General features: G+C 36.7%; 20 protein-coding genes and 1 tRNA gene. 1 reads left to right on the top strand and 20 read right to left on the bottom strand.

Annotation, left to right across the window (positions count from 1 at the left end; all coding sequences use genetic code 11):
* Window positions 1-293: 293 nt before the first annotated feature.
* The 8 genes from GMJ66_RS00625 to GMJ66_RS00590 all read right to left on the bottom strand — a co-directional run bounded on the left by GMJ66_RS00625 (window position 294) and on the right by GMJ66_RS00590 (window position 7,313).
* Window positions 294-1,289 (bottom strand): C-terminal binding protein, encoded by a 996-nt coding sequence (locus GMJ66_RS00625; protein ID WP_156288381.1) that lies wholly within the window; start codon window positions 1,287-1,289, stop codon window positions 294-296.
* A 22-nt stretch (window positions 1,290-1,311) separates the two neighbouring features.
* Window positions 1,312-2,583, bottom strand: coding sequence for a TRAP transporter large permease (locus GMJ66_RS00620; protein WP_156288380.1), 1,272 nt, complete (start codon window positions 2,581-2,583; stop codon window positions 1,312-1,314).
* Window positions 2,580-3,017 (bottom strand): TRAP transporter small permease, encoded by a 438-nt coding sequence (locus GMJ66_RS00615; protein WP_269321856.1) that lies wholly within the window; start codon window positions 3,015-3,017, stop codon window positions 2,580-2,582. Before GMJ66_RS00615 ends, GMJ66_RS00620 begins: the two co-directional genes overlap by 4 nt.
* A 132-nt stretch (window positions 3,018-3,149) precedes the next feature.
* Entirely contained in the window at window positions 3,150-4,190 is a 1,041-nt protein-coding gene (locus GMJ66_RS00610) for a TRAP transporter substrate-binding protein (RefSeq protein WP_156288378.1), read from the bottom strand.
* 24 nt (window positions 4,191-4,214) lie between these two features.
* Window positions 4,215-5,243, bottom strand: coding sequence for a 4-hydroxy-2-oxovalerate aldolase (dmpG, locus tag GMJ66_RS00605; RefSeq protein ID WP_156288377.1), 1,029 nt, complete (start codon window positions 5,241-5,243; stop codon window positions 4,215-4,217).
* The gene (locus GMJ66_RS00600) at window positions 5,240-6,142 is read right to left on the bottom strand and encodes an acetaldehyde dehydrogenase (acetylating) (protein ID WP_156288376.1); all 903 of its coding nucleotides are present in this window, start codon (window positions 6,140-6,142) and stop codon (window positions 5,240-5,242) included. Before GMJ66_RS00600 ends, dmpG begins: the two co-directional genes overlap by 4 nt.
* A gap of 1 nt (window position 6,143) precedes the next feature.
* Window positions 6,144-6,809: a GntR family transcriptional regulator gene (locus tag GMJ66_RS00595; protein WP_156288375.1), complete on the bottom strand. Its 666-nt coding sequence runs from the start codon at window positions 6,807-6,809 to the stop codon at window positions 6,144-6,146.
* Between the two features lie 428 nt (window positions 6,810-7,237).
* Window positions 7,238-7,313, bottom strand: a tRNA-Arg gene (locus tag GMJ66_RS00590).
* A gap of 265 nt (window positions 7,314-7,578) precedes the next feature.
* On the opposite strand from GMJ66_RS00590, the gene clpP reads away from it, so the two are divergent.
* Complete coding sequence (clpP, locus tag GMJ66_RS00585) at window positions 7,579-8,169, top strand: ATP-dependent Clp endopeptidase proteolytic subunit ClpP (protein ID WP_156288374.1); 591 nt, start codon at window positions 7,579-7,581, stop codon at window positions 8,167-8,169.
* Between the two features lie 242 nt (window positions 8,170-8,411).
* Here clpP and GMJ66_RS00580 read toward each other — a convergent pair whose 3' ends face one another.
* From GMJ66_RS00580 to GMJ66_RS00525, 12 genes are all read right to left on the bottom strand, one after another.
* Window positions 8,412-8,663 carry an HPr family phosphocarrier protein gene (locus GMJ66_RS00580; RefSeq protein WP_156288373.1) on the bottom strand — a complete coding sequence of 84 codons (252 nt, stop codon included), beginning with the start codon at window positions 8,661-8,663 and terminating at the stop codon, window positions 8,412-8,414.
* A 271-nt stretch (window positions 8,664-8,934) separates the two neighbouring features.
* On the bottom strand, window positions 8,935-9,882 hold the full coding sequence (whiA, locus tag GMJ66_RS00575; protein WP_156288372.1) for a DNA-binding protein WhiA: 948 nt from the start codon (window positions 9,880-9,882) through the stop codon (window positions 8,935-8,937).
* 27 nt (window positions 9,883-9,909) lie between these two features.
* The gene (locus tag GMJ66_RS00570; protein WP_156288371.1) at window positions 9,910-10,869 is read right to left on the bottom strand and encodes a gluconeogenesis factor YvcK family protein; all 960 of its coding nucleotides are present in this window, start codon (window positions 10,867-10,869) and stop codon (window positions 9,910-9,912) included.
* A gap of 4 nt (window positions 10,870-10,873) precedes the next feature.
* Entirely contained in the window at window positions 10,874-11,758 is an 885-nt protein-coding gene (gene rapZ, locus GMJ66_RS00565; RefSeq protein WP_156288370.1) for an RNase adapter RapZ, read from the bottom strand.
* Window positions 11,759-12,159: 401 nt separating this feature from the next.
* The gene (trxB, locus tag GMJ66_RS00560; RefSeq protein WP_156288369.1) at window positions 12,160-13,113 is read right to left on the bottom strand and encodes a thioredoxin-disulfide reductase; all 954 of its coding nucleotides are present in this window, start codon (window positions 13,111-13,113) and stop codon (window positions 12,160-12,162) included.
* A 115-nt stretch (window positions 13,114-13,228) separates the two neighbouring features.
* Entirely contained in the window at window positions 13,229-14,224 is a 996-nt protein-coding gene (locus GMJ66_RS00555) for a tetratricopeptide repeat protein (protein ID WP_156288367.1), read from the bottom strand.
* Window positions 14,225-14,360: 136 nt separating this feature from the next.
* Window positions 14,361-16,028 carry a glycerol-3-phosphate dehydrogenase/oxidase gene (locus tag GMJ66_RS00550; RefSeq protein WP_156288365.1) on the bottom strand — a complete coding sequence of 556 codons (1,668 nt, stop codon included), beginning with the start codon at window positions 16,026-16,028 and terminating at the stop codon, window positions 14,361-14,363.
* Between the two features lie 177 nt (window positions 16,029-16,205).
* Window positions 16,206-16,574 carry a dihydroxyacetone kinase phosphoryl donor subunit DhaM gene (dhaM, locus tag GMJ66_RS00545; protein ID WP_156288363.1) on the bottom strand — a complete coding sequence of 123 codons (369 nt, stop codon included), beginning with the start codon at window positions 16,572-16,574 and terminating at the stop codon, window positions 16,206-16,208.
* A complete protein-coding gene (gene dhaL / locus GMJ66_RS00540) occupies window positions 16,571-17,197 on the bottom strand; it encodes a dihydroxyacetone kinase subunit DhaL (protein WP_156288361.1) in 627 nt (208 codons plus the stop codon). The genes dhaM and dhaL overlap by 4 nt, the downstream gene beginning before the upstream one ends.
* A gap of 14 nt (window positions 17,198-17,211) precedes the next feature.
* A complete protein-coding gene (dhaK, locus tag GMJ66_RS00535; RefSeq protein ID WP_156288358.1) occupies window positions 17,212-18,207 on the bottom strand; it encodes a dihydroxyacetone kinase subunit DhaK in 996 nt (331 codons plus the stop codon).
* 75 nt (window positions 18,208-18,282) lie between these two features.
* A complete protein-coding gene (gene glpK, locus GMJ66_RS00530) occupies window positions 18,283-19,776 on the bottom strand; it encodes a glycerol kinase GlpK (RefSeq protein ID WP_156288356.1) in 1,494 nt (497 codons plus the stop codon).
* A gap of 11 nt (window positions 19,777-19,787) precedes the next feature.
* Window positions 19,788-20,618 (bottom strand): MIP/aquaporin family protein, encoded by an 831-nt coding sequence (locus GMJ66_RS00525; protein ID WP_156288354.1) that lies wholly within the window; start codon window positions 20,616-20,618, stop codon window positions 19,788-19,790.
* Between the last annotated feature and the right edge of the window lie 272 nt (window positions 20,619-20,890).

Here is a 20,890-nt window from a genome sequence, read left to right as displayed (position 1 = left end):
ATCAAATGTAGGTATTCTTGTTTTTTTGCATTATTACTATCTATTTTTTCCGGAGAAGAGATTCTGGATAATATTGTTCTAATATAGATTTCATTTCCCGTCTCTTTTATTTCGATAACTTTTCTACAGGAGCTAGAACATCGGTTGAAATTCCTATTCCTCTTAATTTAATGGCCTCCTTAATAACATTTATAAATGGAGAGTTTAGTTTATACTATTCATTTTTCATCCCTACCTTATCTAATTACTCGTCCTTAAAAAGAATGGTTGGTATTGGTGGTATAACTCCATTCTTAACTACTAACCAAAATATCTTTATTAATTAAGTAGGATGGTATTTTCCCCTGTGAATATTCGATAACATTCATAATTGCTTTTTCTCTAATTTCTCTAAAAGCATCTACCGAATACCAAGCGGAATGAGGTGTTAAGACTACTTGTTCTAAACTCCTTAATATATGTTCTGATGGAAGAGGCTCTTCTTCTGTGACATCTAGAAATGCACCTGCAATTTTATTTTCTTGCAACGCCTCTACTAGGGCATTTTCATCAATAATAGGGCCTCTAGCAGTATTCACTATATATGCACTGCTTTTCATCATCTCAATCTCTTTTTTGCCTATCAAATGGTATGTGTCCTTAATTAATGGTACATGAACAGAAATAAAGTCACTTTCTTTCATTATTTCTTCTATGGAAGCCTTAATAACTCCGTCCCCACTCATGGTATCTTTATCTACAAAAGGATCGTAAGCATATACTTGATAACCTATTGCTTTCAATTTTTCCGCTAACCTTTTAGGTATTTTTCCATATCCTAAAAGTCCTATAATTGCCTTATTGGCGCGGAGTGGTATAGGAACTTGTTTGAAATCCCAATCTCCATTTCTAGTAAGATTATTATACTGAACTAAACGTCTTGCCGCTGCCATAATACTTGCCAATGCATGATCAGAAACTTCATCTACACAGTAATCGTTAACATTTGCAACCATTGTATTACATTCTGTTGCAGCATCCACATCTACCATATTAATACCAATACCATACCTGGAAACTAGTTTAAGGTTTGGAACTGCTTCCAATATTTCTCTATCAATATTTGCATACATAATGATAATAGCATCTGATTCTTTCGCCGCTTGAATTATTTCAGACTTATTCTGTGATTGTAGTACCGATAATTTGATTGGATTCTCAGCAGTTGAATATAAATCTATTAAATCTTCCTCTATCTTTGTATTTTCCCATTCATGATCAATAATTGTTATTTTAAATGCTTCTGACATATTATTATTTATCCCCTTTCGCTTATAAAAGAATTAAAGAAAAACTCTCGACATACGTAATTAGCAAAAGTGTGATAATTAATCCAATAAAAGCTGGGACAATTGCCATAGAGAGTTTCTCTATCTTAATATCCGATATTCCTGATGCAACAAATAAATTTAACCCAAGTGGAGGAGTTATAAATCCAAGACTAAGATTAACTATCATGATAATTCCAAAATGGGTCGGATCAATACCTAGGGTGGTTGCTAATGGCAACAATATTGGTGTTAATATAATTACTGCTGCAATCGTTTCCATAAACGTACCGACAACTATTAATAAAATATTAATTAATAGTAAAAATAGAATCGGATTTTCTGTCAGATTTGTAATTGCATTAGCAATTTGATTAGGAATTTGCTCCAGTGCAAGAATACGACCAAATACTGCAGCTGCCGCAACGATAATCATAATAGATCCAGTTGTCATAGAAGCTTGATATATTACAGAAAGAATTTCCTTCCATTTAAGTTCCTTATACACTAATCCACTTAATATAAATGCATAAACAACTGCAACTACCCCTGCTTCAGTAGGTGTAAATACTCCACCATAAATACCACCTAAAATGATAATTGGCATTAGCAACGCACCTTTACCTTGATTGAGCATCTTAAACCGTTCTTTCCATGAAGCTTTTTCTGAAACAGCAAATCCATTCTTCTTAGAATGATGTACAGCCCACATTATTAAACTTAACCCCATCATAATACCGGGGATAATACCTGCTATAAACAAATCTCCTATGGATACATTAGCGGAGACACCATAAATGACTAATGGGATACTTGGAGGAATTACAATACCAATGGTTCCCGCTGCAGCTATAATAGTCGTAGAAAATATTTTACTATAGCCCCTAGATACCATTGCTGGAATCATAATCGATCCAATTGCAGCTACTGTTGCTGGTCCGGAACCTGAAATAGCTGAGAAGAACATTGCAGTTAATACCGCCGCAATTGCAAAGCCACCTTGAAAATGTCCAACGAAACTACTAGCAATTCTAAATAATCTTTCTGAAATTCCACCTTTTCCCATTAATGCACCTGCTAGAATAAAAAAAGGGATAGCCATTAGCGGGAAAGAATCATTGGCAGTAATCAATACTTGTGTTATCAAATTAATCGGTAGTGATACATCACTAATAAGAACGGTTAGTAGACTTGCAAATAAAAGGGCAAATCCAACAGGAACGGATAATAATAGTAAAATAATCAAACTACCGAATAAAATAATTGATGGACTCATAGTATAGGTCCCTCCTCTTTGCTTTCATTTTGTTCTTCCTTCCAGAGCATGATTGAGGTTTGAACCAATCGTAAAGAAGCAAAAAGGAAACCTACCGGTAATGATATATATACAATCCACATGGGTATCTGCATATTGGCAGACTTTTGACCAAATCCCATCATATTTTCAATTAACAAATATCCCTGATACGTAAAAAATATCACTATCGCAAAAAGCAATAAATAAACAAATTGTTTTAATATTCTTTGCCCTATGACTGGAAGCCTATCTACTACAATGTCAATACTTATATGCTTTTGTTCGGTAAATCCAATTCCAATACTTAGAAAGATAAGCCAAATAAATAAATATCTAGATGCTTCCTCTGACCAGGTCACCGCATCTCCTAGTATATATCTTGTAAAAATTTGTAAAAAAATTAATATAACCATAAGAATCATGAATATAGTTATCAAGATCTTTTCAAAATTATTCACAAATATTCTCAGATGCTTCATATAGTTTCTCACCATCCTATATGTGAGGTAACTAGGTAGCAAACACTACCTAGTTAACCTTCATTACTATTCTAATTCATCCATCAACTGTTCAAATAAATCTTGGCCTGCCTGATTTGCTATATCTTCATAAACAACTTCCATTTTAGATTTAAATTCGTCTCTTTGTTCTTCTGTTAGCTCTATAACTTCCATTCCTTCATCTTCTAAGAGTTGAAGGGAATTTTCTTCATCTTCTGCTGACAATTGACGGTTATACTCCTGAGATTCCACTGCAGCATCAAACACAACTTGTTGTAAATCATCTGGTAAACTATCATAAAATGCAGGACTTATAATAACTGGCCAAGGTGAATACATATGTCCAGTTAAAGTCAGGTAATCTTGTACTTCATAGAACTTCATGGAATACATCAAAGCTAACGGTGTTTCTTGTGCATCTACCGTACCTTGTTGTAGTGATGAATAAAGCTCATTAAATGCAATTGGTGTTGCATTTACCCCCGCAGATGACCATGCTTCCACTTGTAATGGATTTTCTAATGTGCGCATTTTAATTCCTTTTAAATCATCGGTAGAAGATACAGGTCTTACATTATTTGTAAAATGGCGGAAACCATTTTCCCAGTATACCAAGCCTTTAAGCCCATTTTCCTCAAGTGAATCAAGAACGGTTTGTCCAACTTCCCCATCTAAAATACGATGTGCCGTTTCCGCATCAGGGAATAAATAAGGTAGATCCCATAATAGCATTGCTTCAGAGAATGACGCTAGTGGTGCACTTGACGGAGCTGCCATCGTCAAGTTACCTAATTGAATCGCCTCAATCATTTCCCTTTCCCCACCAAGCTGACTATTCGGATAAATCTCAACTTTAATACGTCCATCACTGTTTTCTTCTACTACTTCCTTAAATTTTTCAAACGTTGCATGCTGAAAGTGATCCTGAGAAGCTGCATGGCCAGCCTTAATTACAAATTCACCATCCCCACTAGACTCACCATTTTCATCATTACCACCTTCACTTGAAGCTTCACCTGAACAAGCTGCAATAACAAGCATTGTAAACGTTAACATAACTAAAAATAGTAATCTATTTAATTTCATAAGAATTTATCCCCCTTAATTTGATTATTTAACTTCTGCTAAAGTTTGTTTTTCTTTCGCTAGTTCCTGAGCTACTCCAATAATCCAGTCTTCCTGCCCACCAACAGCCCCCATTTCTGCTAGTCTTGTTAGAATATCTCTAGGATCAACACCATATTCTTTTCCTGCTCTTTCCGCAAAAAATAGAAAGCTAGAGTATACTCCTGTGTAACCAAGAGTTAAGCTTAATGAATCAATTTGAACTGGGCGTTTCATCATGGGTTTCATCGCATTTTCCGCAGCATCCATAGCCTTATATAAATCGATGGAATGTGGAATATCCATTTTATTCATTACTGCAACAAGCTGTTCTAATGATGCATTTCCAGCACCTGCTCCCATCCCTGCTAAACTAGCATCAATTCTATCTGCCCCTTCTTGAATAGCAACAATTGAATTCGCAACACCTAATGAAAGATTATTATGTGCATGAAATCCTACTTTTGTATTTAACTTCTCCTTAAACAGCGAAACTCTACTTTTTACCCCATCCATTGTGAGCGCCCCTGCTGAATCCACCACGTAAATAGTGCCTGCTCCATAGGATTCCATTTTCTTTGCTTCTTCAAGCAGTTGCTCTGGCTCTACACGGTGAGACATCATCAGAAAGCCTACTGTATCCATACCTAGTTTAACCGCTTCCTTAATATGCTGTTCTGATACGTCTGCTTCTGTACAATGTGTTGCCACTCGAGCAACGGAAGCTCCCCACTCTCTAGCATTGTTCAGATGGTGAATCGTTCCAATACCAGGAAGTAATAAAACACCTATCTTTGCTTGTTTCGTATTTTTAACGGCGGTTGTAATAATATCTCTTTCAGATTCCTTTGAAAAACCATATTGAATAGAACTACCACCTAACCCATCACCATGTGTGGCCTCAATAATGTCAACACCAGCTTCATCAAGTAATTGAGTTAATTGAGCGATTTGTTCCACAGAATATTGATGAGAAATGGCATGCATACCATCTCGTAACGTTACGTCATTAAATACTATTTTTTTCTCTTTCATTGTGACACCCCTTTCACAACTAATGAATCAGCAATAACCTCTCCTGTCCGAACTGCTGCAGATGTAATGATATCTAAATTACCTGCATACTTTGGTAAAAAATCACCGTTTCCTTCTACCTCTACCGCAACGGAAACAACGTTGTCTTTGATTACTGGATCTGTTTTAAAATGATAACCTTTTACATAGCCCTGAACTACCTTTAGCATTCTATTCAAACTTTCTAGTACATCATTATGAATTTCTTGGGAATACTCGGAAATTTTTGCGTAAATTGTATTTCTCATTAATATTGGTGGTTCTGCCGGATTAAGAACAATAATTGCTTTTGATTCTTTTGCACCCCCAACATCTTTTAACGCTTTTGCCGTAGTTTCTGTAAATTCATCGATATTTTGCCTTGTTCCAGGTCCAGCACTTTTACTGGCTATCGATGCCACAATTTCTGCATATTCAACATCAACAACATCAGAAATCGCTTTTACAATTGGCACAGTTGCCTGACCTCCACAAGTCACCATGTTTACATTATCTAATTCCTCAATATTATGCATTTCTAAACTTACAGAAGGAACCATAAAAGGACCAACAGCTGCTGGAGTCAAATCTATTGCCCTTTTTCCTAATTCTTTTAAAATTGGTGCATTTGCTTCGTGTGCTTTTGCAGAAGTTGCTTCAAATACAATATCCGCCTTATCGGCATGTTCTATAAATCCTTCAATACCATTGTAAATAGGAAGTAATCCAAGTTCTTTTGCTTTAGCTAATCCTTTGGAATTTGGGTCAATCCCAATCATTACAGTTGGTTCTAGTTTTTCACTTCTTAATAATTTGTACATTAAATCTGTTCCAATATTACCAGATCCAATAATTGCACATTTAACCTTTTCTTCTGCCATGTTACTTTTCTCCCCCTTTATTTAGGTTCACTACTGCACTAGAATAATAAGTTGAAGCGCCTTCTAGGTGTCTACATAAAAATTCTTGGGCTTTTTCGAAATCCCCGTTTACTAATGCATCAAGAATAACACGATGCTCTTCAATAATTTCTTGCTGATGCAGTTGAACAAACTCTGATGTCACATCAATTAAAGTCAGAATAACCCCTTGTAAGGAATTCCATAATTGGATTAGTGTTTTATTATTGGTTAAATCAACAAGTAATGCATGAAAAGCCAAGTCTGATTCTATATCTCTTATTTCTTTATTATACGAATACTGCATTTGGTCAACATAAGAATAAAGCAAGTACTTTTTTCCTTCTAGTTGTTCGGCATTAATTTGCGTTAACGCGTGTTTCTCTAGCAGTATTCGAATATCGTATAAATTTTTAATATCCTCAATCGAGAATTTGCCAACAACTGTTCTACCATTTGAAGGAGTTTCAACTAAGCCTTCTGTTTCCAATTTAGCAATCGCCTCACGTATAGGTCCTCTACTAACATTTAACTTTTTAGATAAATCCGACTCTTTTAAATGGTCTCCCTCCTTTAATTCTCTTAGCATTATTTTTTTTCGTAAAAATGCGAGAACCTGATCACTTATATGCCTTTTTTGAATACTCATCTTTAGAAACAGGCCCCCTTATTTCATAAATTATCAGATAAATCAGTCTTGTTAACAATTAACAGTTAACAAGGTACGATTGCTATTTACATTGTAATCGCTTACTTTTATCTTGTCAATAATTTTTCGACTTTTTTCACCATTGTTTAAACGCTACCTTATTATTAAATTCAGGTGTACATCCAAAAGTAGCTCTGGAAAGATTAGGTCATAGGTCCATTCAAACAACTTTGGATAAATACTCACATATTATTCCTGGTATCCAGGAAAATGCTGTAACAACTATTCAAAATCATTATACGGAAAGAAAGAGCCATTCCCTGAAAATTCATTTCGAAACTCGAATGGTTAGAAGATGGTTATAAAAACAGAAAAGTGGCAAGGAATTGAGAAACTCTCAAATCCTTCCCACTGTAAACTTTAAAGGACGCGCCCAGAGGGATTCGAACCCCCGGCAAACCTGGTACCGGAAACCAGTGCTCTATCCAGCTGAGCTATGGGCGCATATTTAAATTTGACACATAGAACATTATAACGTGGTTTCAAATAAGATTCAAGTCCCATTTTCGTGATAGAATATTTCTTTTTGCATAAAGTCTATGTACAGCCATATACTGTAAAGGTTTATAAAGAAAAATTATGGGTATGATGGAATATGTATCCATTTTGTCGAACGTTTTTGTTTGACCTTTATTGACCATTAATATATGATGGAACTAGTTACAATATATATGGATAAACATTGATTGTTAATAAGGGAGGATTTACAATGAATTTAGTGCCTACAGTTATTGAACAAACGAATCGTGGTGAGCGTGCATATGACATTTATTCACGCCTATTAAAAGACCGCATTATTTTATTAGGAAGCGGCATTGATGATAATGTCGCAAATTCCATTGTTGCACAGTTACTTTTCTTAGAAGCAGAAGATCCTGAGAAAGATATCTCACTATACATTAATTCACCAGGCGGATCTATTACAGCGGGAATGGCTATCTATGATACAATGAACTTCATTAAGCCGGACGTTTCCACTATTTGCATCGGAATGGCTGCATCCATGGGTTCATTCCTATTGGCTGCTGGTGAAAAAGGAAAACGATATGCACTGCCAAATAGTGAAATTATGATTCACCAGCCATTAGGTGGAGCACAAGGGCAAGCAACAGATATTGAAATTCATGCAAAACGTATTATCGAAATCAAAAAACGCATGAATGAGATTCTATCTGAAAAAACTGGTCAGCCACTAGAAGTTATTGAACGTGACACAGAACGTGATAACTTTATGACCGCTCAGCAATCCGCTGACTATGGATTAATCGATAAAATCCTAGAGCGCCACCCAGAAAAATAAAGTGAACCTTCAATCAGTGGTTTTTTTTTCATCCCCCACTGATTGTTAGCCCTAAAGGATGACCTAAAGGCCTCTGAACGAATCAGGAGTTCACTGGCTGCCCGTCCCCCACTTATAATTCTTGGGGTATCTCGAATTCTTCTCGTTAAGGGTCTTACAGCCAGTTAATCACGTGATAAACGATAACAAGAACCCCTTTCATTACATAGATGAAAGGGGTTCTTTTATTTTACATGATTTTATCACTTAACAACAAAATTACTTAGATGATGAATAGCTTCTTCTTCATCCGGACCATCAGCAATTAGTGTAACCTCTTCCCCACTAGCAATCGCCAAGCTCATGATTCCCATGATACTCTTTGCATTCACTTTTTTTCCTTCCTTTTCAAGAAATAAATGTGATGAATAGCGGTTTGCCTCTTGAACAAATTGTGCTGCTGGTCTTGCTTGCAGCCCCGATTCTAATTCTACCTTTACTGATCTTTCAACCAATCTCCTCATCCTCCCTGATAATAGAAAACGCTAACAACTTTGATTTTATAATCATACCAGATTAAGTATGCCCATAATATCAGCCCTTAGTTCCTTTTCCCTTCCCCAAGGCAAAATCATCATCTATTAAAACAGTACTAACACTTTACATTAAACAGCACCTGCTTATATAAAAAAAACAAACTGTAAATCTTTTAAATTATCAGTATTATATCATGAACAAAGTTAAAAGGAAATATATCCTTTTAACTTTATTACTTATAAAGCACTATTAATTATTCAATGCCTCACCTTGCTTAATTTTTTCGGCAAATTCATCTATTTTCTTCAAACGGTGGTTGACACCGGATTTAGAAATTTTCCCGCCAGAAACCAATTCTCCTAGCTCTTTTAACGATACATCCTGATGCTGCACACGCAATTTCGCAATTTCCTGCAGTTTTTCCGGCAGTTTATCCAGCCCTACCGTATTTTCGATCAGTTTAATATTTTCAATTTGCCGAAAAGCAGCACCAATTGTTTTATTCAAATTAGCTGTTTCACAGTTAACTAAGCGATTTACAGAATTTCGCATATCTCGTACGATACGAACGTCTTCAAATTTAAATAACGCATTATGTGCACCAATGATATTTAGAAGTTCGGTAATCTTTTCTGCTTCTTTAATATACACAATATACCCTTTTTTCCGTTCCAGTGTGCGCGCATGTAGACCAAATGAATTAATTAATTCACATAATGCTTCATTATGCTCCTGATAAAAATTATAGATTTCCAAATGATAGGAGGATGTTTCCGGATTATTAATGGATCCGCCTGCTAAGAAGGCTCCACGAAGATATGCTCTTTTACAGCAAGACTTGGATGAGTATTTATCAGATATCGTTCTTACAACCGTATAAGCATCCTTAATAATCCCCAAATCTGTTAACAACTCACGTACCTTCTCTTTCAAGCGAACAATATAAACATTATTTTTCTTTAATTTCATTTTCTTACGCACAAGTAATTCAACTGGGCGATCATAATTAGATTTAATCAATGTATAGATTCTTCTTGCTATCGCAGCATTTTCCGTCTGAACATCCAATGAATACTGCAACCGATTTACAGAAATCACTCCGTTCATCCTAATCAGTGCAGCAAGCTCAGCATGCTCACAGCATTTATCTACTTCCAGTGCCGTTAATTCCTTTTTTATTTCTGAAGCAAAGGACATCGTACTCCCCCCTTCCCTAAAAAACCATTACTTAGCTATAATGGAATATAATAATTTCGCGACTTTATCTTTATCATGTCTAACCGTCTTATTGGAATGATTAATAATGTCACCCTCAATAATTTCCAGTCCCATATCTGCCAATTTTTCAATATCGTATACTACTGGTTCAGCGTTTTCTTCTGCATAGATGGCTCTAATCGACTGTTCAATTGGTTCATTGTGGACAACAATTGCATCCACGCACCCTTTACCAATGTGATTTTGAATGGCCTGAACATGATCCGAAGCCGTAAACCCCGTTGTCTCTCCAGCTTGTGTCATCACATTGCAAATATAGACAACTTTTCCTTGTGTTTCTCTTAAAGCAACATCAATCTGCGGAATAACTAAATTTGGCATGATGCTCGTAAACAGGCTGCCTGGAGAAATAATGACTAAATCAGCATTTTCAATCGCACGAACAGCATTTGGCAATGGTTTAATGGGCTGTGGTTCCAAAAATACTCGTTCTATCCGTTTATTAACTTTGGGAATATTGGATTCTCCGGATACATAGGTCCCATCTTCAAACTTTGCATGCAAAGACATATTTTGATTAGATATCGGGTAAATGTTTCCTTTCACATTTAGCACACGTGAAATTTCTTTTATTCCATCATAAAAATCTCCTGTAATAGAGGTCATTGCAGCTAAAAGAAGGTTCCCTAATGAATGACCGGACAATCCATTTCCAACAGAAAATCGATGTTGAAAAAGTTCCAATAACATTGGTTCTGCATCCGATAAAGCAGCAATCACATTACGTATATCCCCTGGTGCTGGTATCGCCATTTCACTTCGAATTCTTCCCGTACTTCCACCATCATCAGCCACGGTGACAAGAGCGGTTAAATCGATAGGTAAATTTTTAAGTCCTCTTAGAAGTACTGGCATTCCGGTACCTCCTCCGATGACTACTACTCGTGGCTGGTTTGTGTCATTCATGTAATTAATGTCCCTTTCTCTTTTCAATATCGCGGTGACTCACATGGGTAATATAGTTGGAAGATAATTCTTTGGCGAAGTGTTCAGCTAATGCAACGGAACGATGCTGCCCACCCGTACAGCCAATTCCAATTACTAATTGTGACTTTCCTTCTTTTTTATACTGTGGAAGCATAAATCGTAATAGATCGAGTACTTTTTCAATAAACATTTGTGTTTCCGACCATTTAAAGACATAGGAGGATACTTCCTGATTTAATCCTGTTAAAGGCTGTAAATTCCCGACATAGTGCGGGTTAGGCAGAAACCTCACATCAAACACCGTATCAGCATCTATAGGAATGCCATATTTAAACCCAAATGACACCATATGTACCGAAAAGATCTCTTGTTTTTCTTCTGAATAGATGTTAACAATTTTCTCACGCAATTCCCGAGGCTTTAAATTAGTCGTATCAATAATTCGCTGTGCTCTTCCTCGTAGCAAATCCAAAATCTCACGTTCCTGCCTAATCCCATTTAATGGCAAACCTCCTGGATCCAATGGATGGGAACGCCTTGTTTCTTTATATCTGCTGACCAGTTTTTCATCCTTAGCATCAAGAAATAGGATATGTTCGTCTAACCACTCTTCTTTTCCTAGTGTATCCAACGCATCAAAAAGGGAATCAAAAAATTCCCGACCTCTCAAGTCCATTACTAAAGCAACTTTTTGTATCGTATTCTGGGAATCCTTCATTAATTCCAGAAATTTAGGAAGTAAGGTAGGTGGCAGATTATCCACACAATAATACCCGAGATCCTCAAAGCTTTGCACAGCAACTGTTTTACCAGCTCCAGACATGCCTGTTATAATTACTAATTTCGTTCCACTATTTTTATCATTCATCTTAATTCTCCCCTTTAAAAAGGCCTCTGATAATGAAGGATTTATTTAAGCTATGATGATGTTCTACCATAAATATTATCAAAATTCTTTAGTCAGTTTCAGAAATTGACTTTCTTTTATTATACTATGAATAACAGGAAACTTCCATGCAATGAAGGTTTTTCCTGATTTCCTAGTTTTGACTAAATCTCCGAAACATGGCGAAATATTTTGTCGAAAATAAAAAAATTGTCATTTAAGACAAAAAAATGCACAGGTGATTATCACCTGTGCCAAGTAACTAATCTATAAATTAAAAGGGGGTCAATTAGTTATTTTTAGTGTACCCCATAATTGTTTCGTGCATATTACAACAGCATTAAGACTCCGTTAATTTTCGGCTTTTACACTGTTTTTTCAATTTACGAATTCGCTACTTTTGACTTTTCCGCCAATTCTTCGACATATTTTATAGCTGATTCTGCAGCAATACTTCCATCACCAGTTGCTGTTACAATTTGTCGAAGCTGTTTTTCTCTAATGTCACCTGCAGCAAAAATTCCAGGAACACTAGTTTCCATAATCTCATTTGTTGGAATATAACCTTCGTCATTGGTAATTTTCAATGATTGAAATGGACTACTTAATGGAACCATTCCAATGTAGATGAATGCACCATCAGCAGGAAACTCTGTCACTTCACCTGTTTTCGTGTTTTCTAAGGTTACACTGCTGACTTTTCCTTCTGGCCCATTAATTTTCTTCACAACGGTATCCCAAATGAAATCAATTTTCTCATTATCAAATGCGCGCTGCTGAAGAATTTTTTGTGCACGAAGCTCGTCACGGCGGTGAATAATCGTAACTTTGTTTGCGAAGCGTGTCAAATACACACCTTCTTCTACAGCAGAATCACCACCACCAACAACAACTAAGTTTCTTTCTTTAAAAAATGCACCATCACAAACCGCACAATAAGAAACCCCGCGGCCACCTAATTCTTCTTCCCCTTCGACACCAAGTTTTTTATACTCAGCACCGGTAGCGATAATGAATGCTTTCGTTTTGTACTCTTTATTCCCAGCTTTAATGACCTTGTAGTCACCATGATCAACAATTTCTTTAATGTCTCCATACGCATATTCTGCACCGAATTTCTTGGAGTGATCGAACATTTTGTTGGATAAATCAGGTCCCAATATATGATCAAAGCCTGGATAATTTTCCACATCTTCCGTATTTGCCATCTGGCCTCCTGGAATACCACGTTCAATCATCAACGTGGATAAATTTGCACGGGATGTGTACACAGCAGCTGTCATTCCAGCAGGTCCAGCACCAGCAATAATCACATCATACATACGTTCATCGGACATTTTATTCGCCCCTTTTGAGTTCTATTTATTTTAGACATCTCTAGCTTATAAAATCAAACGCAGCACGTCTATTATTATGCTCAAAAGTACTCATTTTCTGTACACATGACTTTCCTTAAGCATTCCAAGGCCCCGATTCTTTCGCGAGATGTGGGTGCAGGTTACATCCCTCTTTCCAGTATTCCAATGCTTTTGCAGGCTCGCCTATGTGATAGGCTGCAATACTATACCAACGAAAATAGGAAGCATGATTTTTCACTTTTCCTTTTGAAATTGAGCGAAAACGAAGGTATGCCTCTTCATAATTTGCTGTTCTAGCCAATGTAACAGCTATTTTTAGCTTTTGTTGTTCATGAATAGGGTATACGTTTTGCAATGCTTGTAAATACTTGTCACTTTTTTCCTGCTCATTTATTTCGTAATAAAATATAGCTAAATTTGTAAGACTATATAATGAATTCGGATCTTCATTGAGCAATTCCAGTTCCTTTTGAATGGCCTCCTCCCTGTCTCCAGAGAAGAATAGCGCCTGTGTATAGTCATGTTTTGGCATTGGATACTCAGGGAATAATGTAATCATTTCCTCTATGACAGGAATCGCTTGTTCCCATTCCAATTTTTCCATATGGTAAAAGGCTGTTTCCTGATAAATAAGCAACTCATCTTCATCTTCCAAATCAAAATCTTCAATCTCATCATCATCAATTTCGATTAGTTCCAAAAGTTGCTTTGCATCCTCGCTAAAGTCCCCATTTGGTTCTTTATCAAGATATGACGTTGCATATTTTTTCGCATCATTTAAAAGCCCTAAGTGGGCATAATTATTGGCTATCAAATAATAACAATCAATATAATCACTGGATTGCAGGACATTTGTCAGTAGTTGATTTGCTGCATGATAAGCACCAATTTCTGTATAAATTACGGACATTTGACATTGATACAAAGGTTCATTTGGCTTTTGTTCCACTGCCTTTTTCATCCATTTTAATGCAATATCAAATTTACGATTGCGAAAAGCCTCTACACCCTTTGTGAAATAAAAATCACCATCAGGAATATAAGGAACTATATTTCCTTTATTTTTTTTCTTGTTCTTTACCTGTGGCATGCGTATCCCCCTATTATTCGTACATACGAAAAAAGTATACCATAATTTAAACGCTAATTATATAACTATTTTACTGGTTAAAAAAGGAGAATAACAATTTATATTTCTGTCATTCCCCTTTCGTTTCTATTTCTAATCATCTTAGAGGTGTTACCGCTTCATGGAGTGATTGCTCTAATTCACTACTGTAAAGATTCTTTTGTTTATTACTCCAGTTCAGTGATTTTTGCATATAGTTTATTACTTTTTCTTTATGTTGGTTTACCCATTCAATATCAAAAAATAACGCTCCTGTTCTTCGTATGAAAAAGTCCACTGGCTTATATGCTAATTCATATTCCATTGCATAGATAAGTTGCGATAAAACAATAGGGTCCATACCTTCCTTAACTGCTTCATCAAATTTGTCCTGATAAAGATTAAAAAGAACAGATACGTTCGAACCATATGTTTCAATTAATTTTAATGCATCTTCTTTTTTTAGTCCGATGGTCATCCCCTCTGATAATTTTTGTCCCTTAAATCTTTGGTACCCCTTAGAACCGCCGACCTCCCCACCTGATATTGGCAAATTTTTAGTAACGGAATCGGAATAAAGAATTCCTTCTTCTTCTTTTAATTGTTTAACAACCAAGTTAACAATCTGTAGTGCCATCTGACGGTAGCCTGTGAGTTTACCTCCTGCAATGGAAATAAGCCCAGAATCAGAAACAAAAACTTCATCCTTTCTAGATATTTCACTTGGATTGTCCCCTTTCCCATTCTCAGCAATTAACGGGCGTAATCCCGCCCAGCTTGACTCAACATGACTTTCATTAAGTTTTAACGAAGGAAACATAAAATCTATAGCCATTAGCAAATAATCCAGGTCTTCATCTGTCACTTGAGGGTTTGTTAAGTCCCCTTTATACGTGGTGTCAGTTGTTCCGACATACGTTCTCTTACCTCTAGGTATTGCAAAGATCATTCTACCGTCTGGAGCATCAAAATAAATAGCCTGATTTAGCGGAAAAACTTCTTTTGAAAATACCAAATGAATTCCTTTTGTTAAATGCAATGCCTTTCCTTGTTTTGAGCCATCTTTTTCCCTTAACCCATCGACCCATGGACCACTCGCGTTAACCACCTTTTTGGCAAATACTTTATGCCTCTCTCCTGTAATCTGGTCCTCTGCTAATACACCACATATTTTATTTGACTCATCGTAAAGAAAATCAATTGCTTTCGTATAATTTATGGCATGAACTCCCTTTTCCACTGCTTTCTTTAATACTTCTATCGTTAATCTAGCATCATCTGTTTTATATTCCACATAATATCCAGCACCTTTTAATCCTTGTTTTTTTATGAGTGGTTCTTTTTCTATCGCTTGGTCAGGATTAAGCATCACCCTCCGCTCTTCCTTTTTAACTCCGGCAAGAAAATCATAGATTCTTAAGCCAATATTTGTTGTAACCGGTCCCAATGTACTTCCTTTATAAAGTGGTAACATCATCCATTCTGGTGTTGTGACATGTGGACCATTTTCGTAAACAATTGCTCTTTCCTTCCCAACCTCAGAAACCATTTTAAATTCAAATTGCTGCAAATACCGAAGACCGCCATGAACAAGCTTAGTCGAGCGGCTGGAAGTTCCTGCTGCAAAATCCTGCATTTCAATTAACCCAGTATTCAAACCGCGTGTGACCGCATCGAGAGAAATACCTGCACCAGTTATTCCACCACCTATTACTAATAGATCCAGGGTAACTTTTTTAAAATTTTGATTTATAGTATCGCGTTGGTGACTTGAAAATAACTTCACCTTACACACTCCTTTTTAACATAGATCGAAAAAAGAAAAAAACCGCAAACATACTAATGCATTTATAGCATTAGTTGCTCCGGTTTCTCCAATTCTCCGTCCAAAATATTAACTTATAATAAGTATAACATATCCACCGACATTGTAACAATACATATAGTTTTAGATTAGCAGTTATTAAAATTCTTCCTTCATAGCTTTATAGATTTCCCCTAAACTTTTCCCCATTCCGGACTCAACAGCGGCCATGTATGCACCCTCTACTAACGGTGCATCGACTAATTTCACATCTGTTTCTGCTAATTCAACTGCCATTTCAGCATTCATTTTGGCACTTCCAATATCGTAGAAAAGGAGAACACCCTTTCCTTGATCAGCATCTTGAATTGCTTTAGCAATTTTGTCAATACTTGTGCCTATTTCATTATTTTCTGTTCCGCCGGCTATTTCTATTGGTACATCGGTAATGACCTGGCGAATAAGTTCTTTAATGCCTTCCACTATTTTTGAACTATGAGAAATTAGAACGATTCCAACAAAATTCACGCTTGCCCACCACTTTTCCAGACTTTTGCAAGTGACTCAAAAAGATAAAAGGAAGAAGCAGATCCCGGATCAATATGACCAATGGATTTTTCCTTGAAATAGGAGGCACGACCTTTTGTAGCCACTAATTTCTTTGTATGTTCCATTGCTTCTTTAGCCGTGTTAACTATTTCTTCAGCAGTTACTTCATTATTTTTATTTAGGAGGGTGACAACTGGTTCCCATACATCAACCATTGTTTTCTCCCCTTTATTAGCCTTTCCTCGCTGTTTTATACCATTCAGTGCATCTTCTAACCCTTCTACAAAAACTTTATGATCTAAAGGATTTTTTTCTTTCACGGCACTGGATAACCTTAAGAATGCAGTACCATATAACGGACCAGAAGCGCCGCCAACTTTGGACATCATTGTCATTGCAACATCCTTAAAAACATCAGAGACATGGACATAACTTCCATCAGATATTTTATTTACTGATTGTTGGAAACCACGTGCCATATTAATGCCATGATCACTATCACCTATTGCTTGATCTAGGGAAGTTAGATATTCTTTTTCAGACTGTATTCTCTCATTTGCAAATTTAATCCAGTATATACTGTCCTGTACGGTTAATTCCATGAAATACACTCCCCTTATATACGAAATGCAGGTGCATGAGATTCAGCATCTAATAAGGATTTTAATTCAGCATCCAATTTTAAAAGTGTTACAGAACAACCCGCCATTTCCAGTGAGGTCATAAACTCTCCTACAAATGTTTTGTATACACGTATTCCTTTTTCTTCCAGAATTTCTGACACCCTTTTATTTATAATATACAGTTCCATTTCTGGTGTGGAACCCAAGCCATTAACCATAACTGCAGCTTCATCACCTTCGACATAATCAATATCATTTAATATTTTCTCCGTCAACTCTTGGGCAATATCATCAGCAGATGCTATGTTTTTCCTTTCAATTCCTGCTTCACCATGAATTCCAATTCCAATTTCCATTTCATTTGCATCCAAACTAAAACTCGGCTTTCCAGCTGCAGGCACAGTACAAGGAGTTAATGCCATCCCCATAGAACGGACATTTACTACAGTTTTTTCTGCTACTCTTTTAACTTCTTCTAAACTAGCACCTTGTTCAGCTTTTGCGCCGCTAATTTTGTGAACAAATACGGTTCCAGCAATACCTCTTCTCCCAGTGGTAAAGGAACTGTCTTCAACGGCTACATCATCATTTACAATTACTTTTTCCACTTGTATACCATCAGCTTCCGCTAATTCTGCTGCCATTTCGAAATTTATGACATCACCAGTGTAGTTCTTAATTATAAGAAAGACGCCATTATTACCGTTAACTGCTTTTATTGCTTCATAAACTTGATCTGGAGTTGGTGAGGTAAATACTTCCCCTGCTACCGCTGCATCTAACATGCCTTTTCCAACATAACCAGCATGTGCCGGCTCATGTCCACTACCCCCACCACTTACAAGACCAACCTTGTTTAAAACGGGAGCCTCCTTTCGTGCTATAGCCGTTGTATTTGGTATTTGTCTTAATGATGTTGGATGTGCTGCTATCAATCCTTTTATCATATCCTGAACAACTTCATTTGGGTCATTTATTACTTTTTTCATTATCCAATCACCCCTATTCCGAAATAATAAAAACCGATCTATGAAATTATATGTGCTAATTAATCAGCCTATTATTTATTTAAATTCTCTAGTTGCATGGACGGCCTTCTTCCATCCTTCATACAGTCCATTTCTTTCCTCTTCTGGCATTTCATTCGTAAATGTACGATCAATCTGCCATTGTTTTGCGATTTCCTCTTTATCTTCCCAATATCCGACAGCTAACCCAGCAAGGTATGCAGCACCAAGTGCAGTTGTTTCCTGAACGACAGGACGTTCTACGTAAGCCCCTAATATGTCACTTTGGAATTGCATTAGAAAATTATTTTTAACAGCCCCTCCATCTACCCGAAGCGTTTTTAATTCTATACCAGAATCTGCTGTCATAGCATTCAGTACGTCCTTTGTTTGATATGCAAGCGATTCTAATGTAGCGCGAACAAAATGTTCCCTCGTAGTACCCCTTGTTAATCCAAAGACCGCTCCTCTTGCGTCACTATCCCAATATGGAGTTCCTAAACCAACAAAGGCAGGTACCATATAAACACCGTCTGTGGATTCAACCTTTGTAGCAAAATCTTCACTTTGTGGACTAGACTCAATCAATTTCAGTCCATCTCGAAGCCATTGTACTGCTGAACCAGCTACAAAAATGCTTCCTTCCAGCGCATATTCAACTTTTCCATCCACACCCCATGCTAACGTTGTAAGTAAACCATGTTCAGAGGAAACCGCCTTTTCTCCAGTATTCATTAACATGAAACATCCAGTTCCATAGGTGTTTTTTGCCATGCCCTTTTCAAAACATGCCTGACCAAACAAAGCTGCTTGCTGGTCACCAGCAATTCCAGCAATTGGAATTTCATGACCAAAGAAATGGTAATCCACTGTATTAGCATAAATTTCCGATGATGGACGAACTTCAGGAAGCATGCTTTTTGGAACAGTTAGAGTTTCTAATAACTCATCGTCCCATTCCAAATCATAGATATTAAACATTAACGTTCTTGAAGCATTTGAATAATCAGTAACATGCTTCTTCCCACCAGATAATTTGTATACGAGCCAAGTATCGATGGTTCCAAAGAGTAAGTCTCCATTATCTGCCTTTTCTCTTGCTCCATCAACATTGTCTAAAATCCATTTCACCTTAGTTCCTGAAAAATAGGGATCAAGCAATAATCCCGTTTTATTCCTGATTAAGTCTTGATATCCTTGATCAGCTAATTCCTTGCATATACCTTCTGATTGACGTGATTGCCAAACAATTGCTCGATATATAGGCTTGCCAGTTTTTTTATCCCATACGACTGTCGTCTCGCGTTGATTAGTAATTCCAATACCAGCTACTTGACTTGGTTCTACATCAGCTTTTCTTAAAACTTCGGAAATACAAGATAAAATGGAAGTCCATATTTCATTTGCATCATGCTCTACCCAACCAGGTTGTGGAAAAAACTGTTCAAACTCCTTCTGTGCAGTTCCCACTATTTCCCCATTATGATTAAACAGGATTGCTCTTGAACTTGTGGTCCCTTGATCTAGTGATAATACAAACTTTTCACTCATAGTTATCTCTCCTAACCAATTTTTTCTTTTATATTATTTGTTGACTGTTCATTCTTTCTCAATTCTACTCTTGATGCCCAAACAATAAGTATGCCAATAACTATACTTAATATCCAAAATAAAGAGGAGTAATTACTAAGGAAAATCGCTTGATAAAACACAGCACCATATACACCACCTAAAATCGGCCCTACAATTGGTATAAATGAGTATCCCCACTCTGAACTGCCTTTACCTGGTATTGGTAATAGAGCATGGGCAATCCTTGGCCCTAAATCACGTGCTGGATTAATCGCATAACCTGTAGTCCCACCTAAAGACATTCCAATAGCAACTATTAAAGCACCAACAATTAGAGGATTTAAGCCCTCAGTAAATTCATTAGCACCAATAAACATCAGACCTAAAACAAGTACAAACGTTCCAATTGTTTCACTAACTAAATTTGATAATGGACTTCTGATTGCTGGGTCTGTTGAAAACACTGCTAATTTAGCAGAGGTATCTTGCGTGTCTTTCCAGTGTGGTAAATAGTTTAGAAATACAATGATCCCACCAATTAAAGCACCTATAAGCTGGGCAGTAATATATACTGGAACTTTAGCCCATGGAAATTCTCCAACCGAAGCGAATCCAAGCGTTACAGCAGGATTGATATGTGCACCTGAAAAAGTTCCTACCGCATAAACTGCCATTGTAACAGCCAGTCCCCAGCCGATAGTGATGACTATCCATCCTGCCCCCTCTGCTTTCGATTTTTTTAGAACTACACCACCTACCACACCGCCACCAAAAATAATCAAAATCATTGTGCCAATAAGTTCTGCTAAAAATTCTGACATAATCCTAACACCCCTTTACAATATTAGAATCTAGTAAACAAGTTAAATAGAATGCAAAAAGACCCACATTAAAACATCATACCTTTGGCTGGTACAATTACTTTAACGTGGATCTCCATTTCTCCATCACTAATTTAACTTGTATTGCTATACTATCACTACATGAAAGCGCTGTCAATAACTTTATATATCTTTATAGTTTAAAGTGCGTGTTCAAAAAAGAGGATGAAAAGGACCGAGAAGTTCGAGGCGGCGAAGCTTTGAGTAGCGGA

It is taken from the genome of Oceanobacillus salinisoli, from assembly GCF_009733865.1.
GTDB lineage: Bacteria > Bacillota > Bacilli > Bacillales > Amphibacillaceae > Oceanobacillus > Oceanobacillus salinisoli.
This window is presented reverse-complemented; position numbering and strand designations above follow the sequence as displayed.

Excerpts from the sequence above, each read along its gene's own strand:
- GMJ66_RS00625 (WP_156288381.1), bottom strand. The coding sequence starts at position 1,289 with ATGTCAGAAGCATTTAAAATAACAATTATTGATCATGAATGGGAAAAT.
- GMJ66_RS00620 (WP_156288380.1), bottom strand. The coding sequence starts at position 2,583 with ATGAGTCCATCAATTATTTTATTCGGTAGTTTGATTATTTTACTATTA.
- GMJ66_RS00615 (WP_269321856.1), bottom strand. The coding sequence starts at position 3,017 with ATGGTTATATTAATTTTTTTACAAATTTTTACAAGATATATACTAGGA.
- GMJ66_RS00610 (WP_156288378.1), bottom strand. The coding sequence starts at position 4,190 with ATGAAATTAAATAGATTACTATTTTTAGTTATGTTAACGTTTACAATG.
- dmpG (WP_156288377.1), bottom strand. The coding sequence starts at position 5,243 with ATGAAAGAGAAAAAAATAGTATTTAATGACGTAACGTTACGAGATGGT.
- GMJ66_RS00600 (WP_156288376.1), bottom strand. The coding sequence starts at position 6,142 with ATGGCAGAAGAAAAGGTTAAATGTGCAATTATTGGATCTGGTAATATT.
- GMJ66_RS00595 (WP_156288375.1), bottom strand. The coding sequence starts at position 6,809 with ATGAGTATTCAAAAAAGGCATATAAGTGATCAGGTTCTCGCATTTTTA.
- clpP (WP_156288374.1), top strand. The coding sequence starts at position 7,579 with ATGAATTTAGTGCCTACAGTTATTGAACAAACGAATCGTGGTGAGCGT.
- whiA (WP_156288372.1), bottom strand. The coding sequence starts at position 9,882 with ATGTCCTTTGCTTCAGAAATAAAAAAGGAATTAACGGCACTGGAAGTA.
- GMJ66_RS00570 (WP_156288371.1), bottom strand. The coding sequence starts at position 10,869 with ATGAATGACACAAACCAGCCACGAGTAGTAGTCATCGGAGGAGGTACC.
- rapZ (WP_156288370.1), bottom strand. The coding sequence starts at position 11,758 with ATGAATGATAAAAATAGTGGAACGAAATTAGTAATTATAACAGGCATG.
- trxB (WP_156288369.1), bottom strand. The coding sequence starts at position 13,113 with ATGTCCGATGAACGTATGTATGATGTGATTATTGCTGGTGCTGGACCT.
- GMJ66_RS00555 (WP_156288367.1), bottom strand. The coding sequence starts at position 14,224 with ATGCCACAGGTAAAGAACAAGAAAAAAAATAAAGGAAATATAGTTCCT.
- dhaL (WP_156288361.1), bottom strand. The coding sequence starts at position 17,197 with ATGGAATTAACCGTACAGGACAGTATATACTGGATTAAATTTGCAAAT.
- dhaK (WP_156288358.1), bottom strand. The coding sequence starts at position 18,207 with ATGAAAAAAGTAATAAATGACCCAAATGAAGTTGTTCAGGATATGATA.
- glpK (WP_156288356.1), bottom strand. The coding sequence starts at position 19,776 with ATGAGTGAAAAGTTTGTATTATCACTAGATCAAGGGACCACAAGTTCA.
- GMJ66_RS00525 (WP_156288354.1), bottom strand. The coding sequence starts at position 20,618 with ATGTCAGAATTTTTAGCAGAACTTATTGGCACAATGATTTTGATTATT.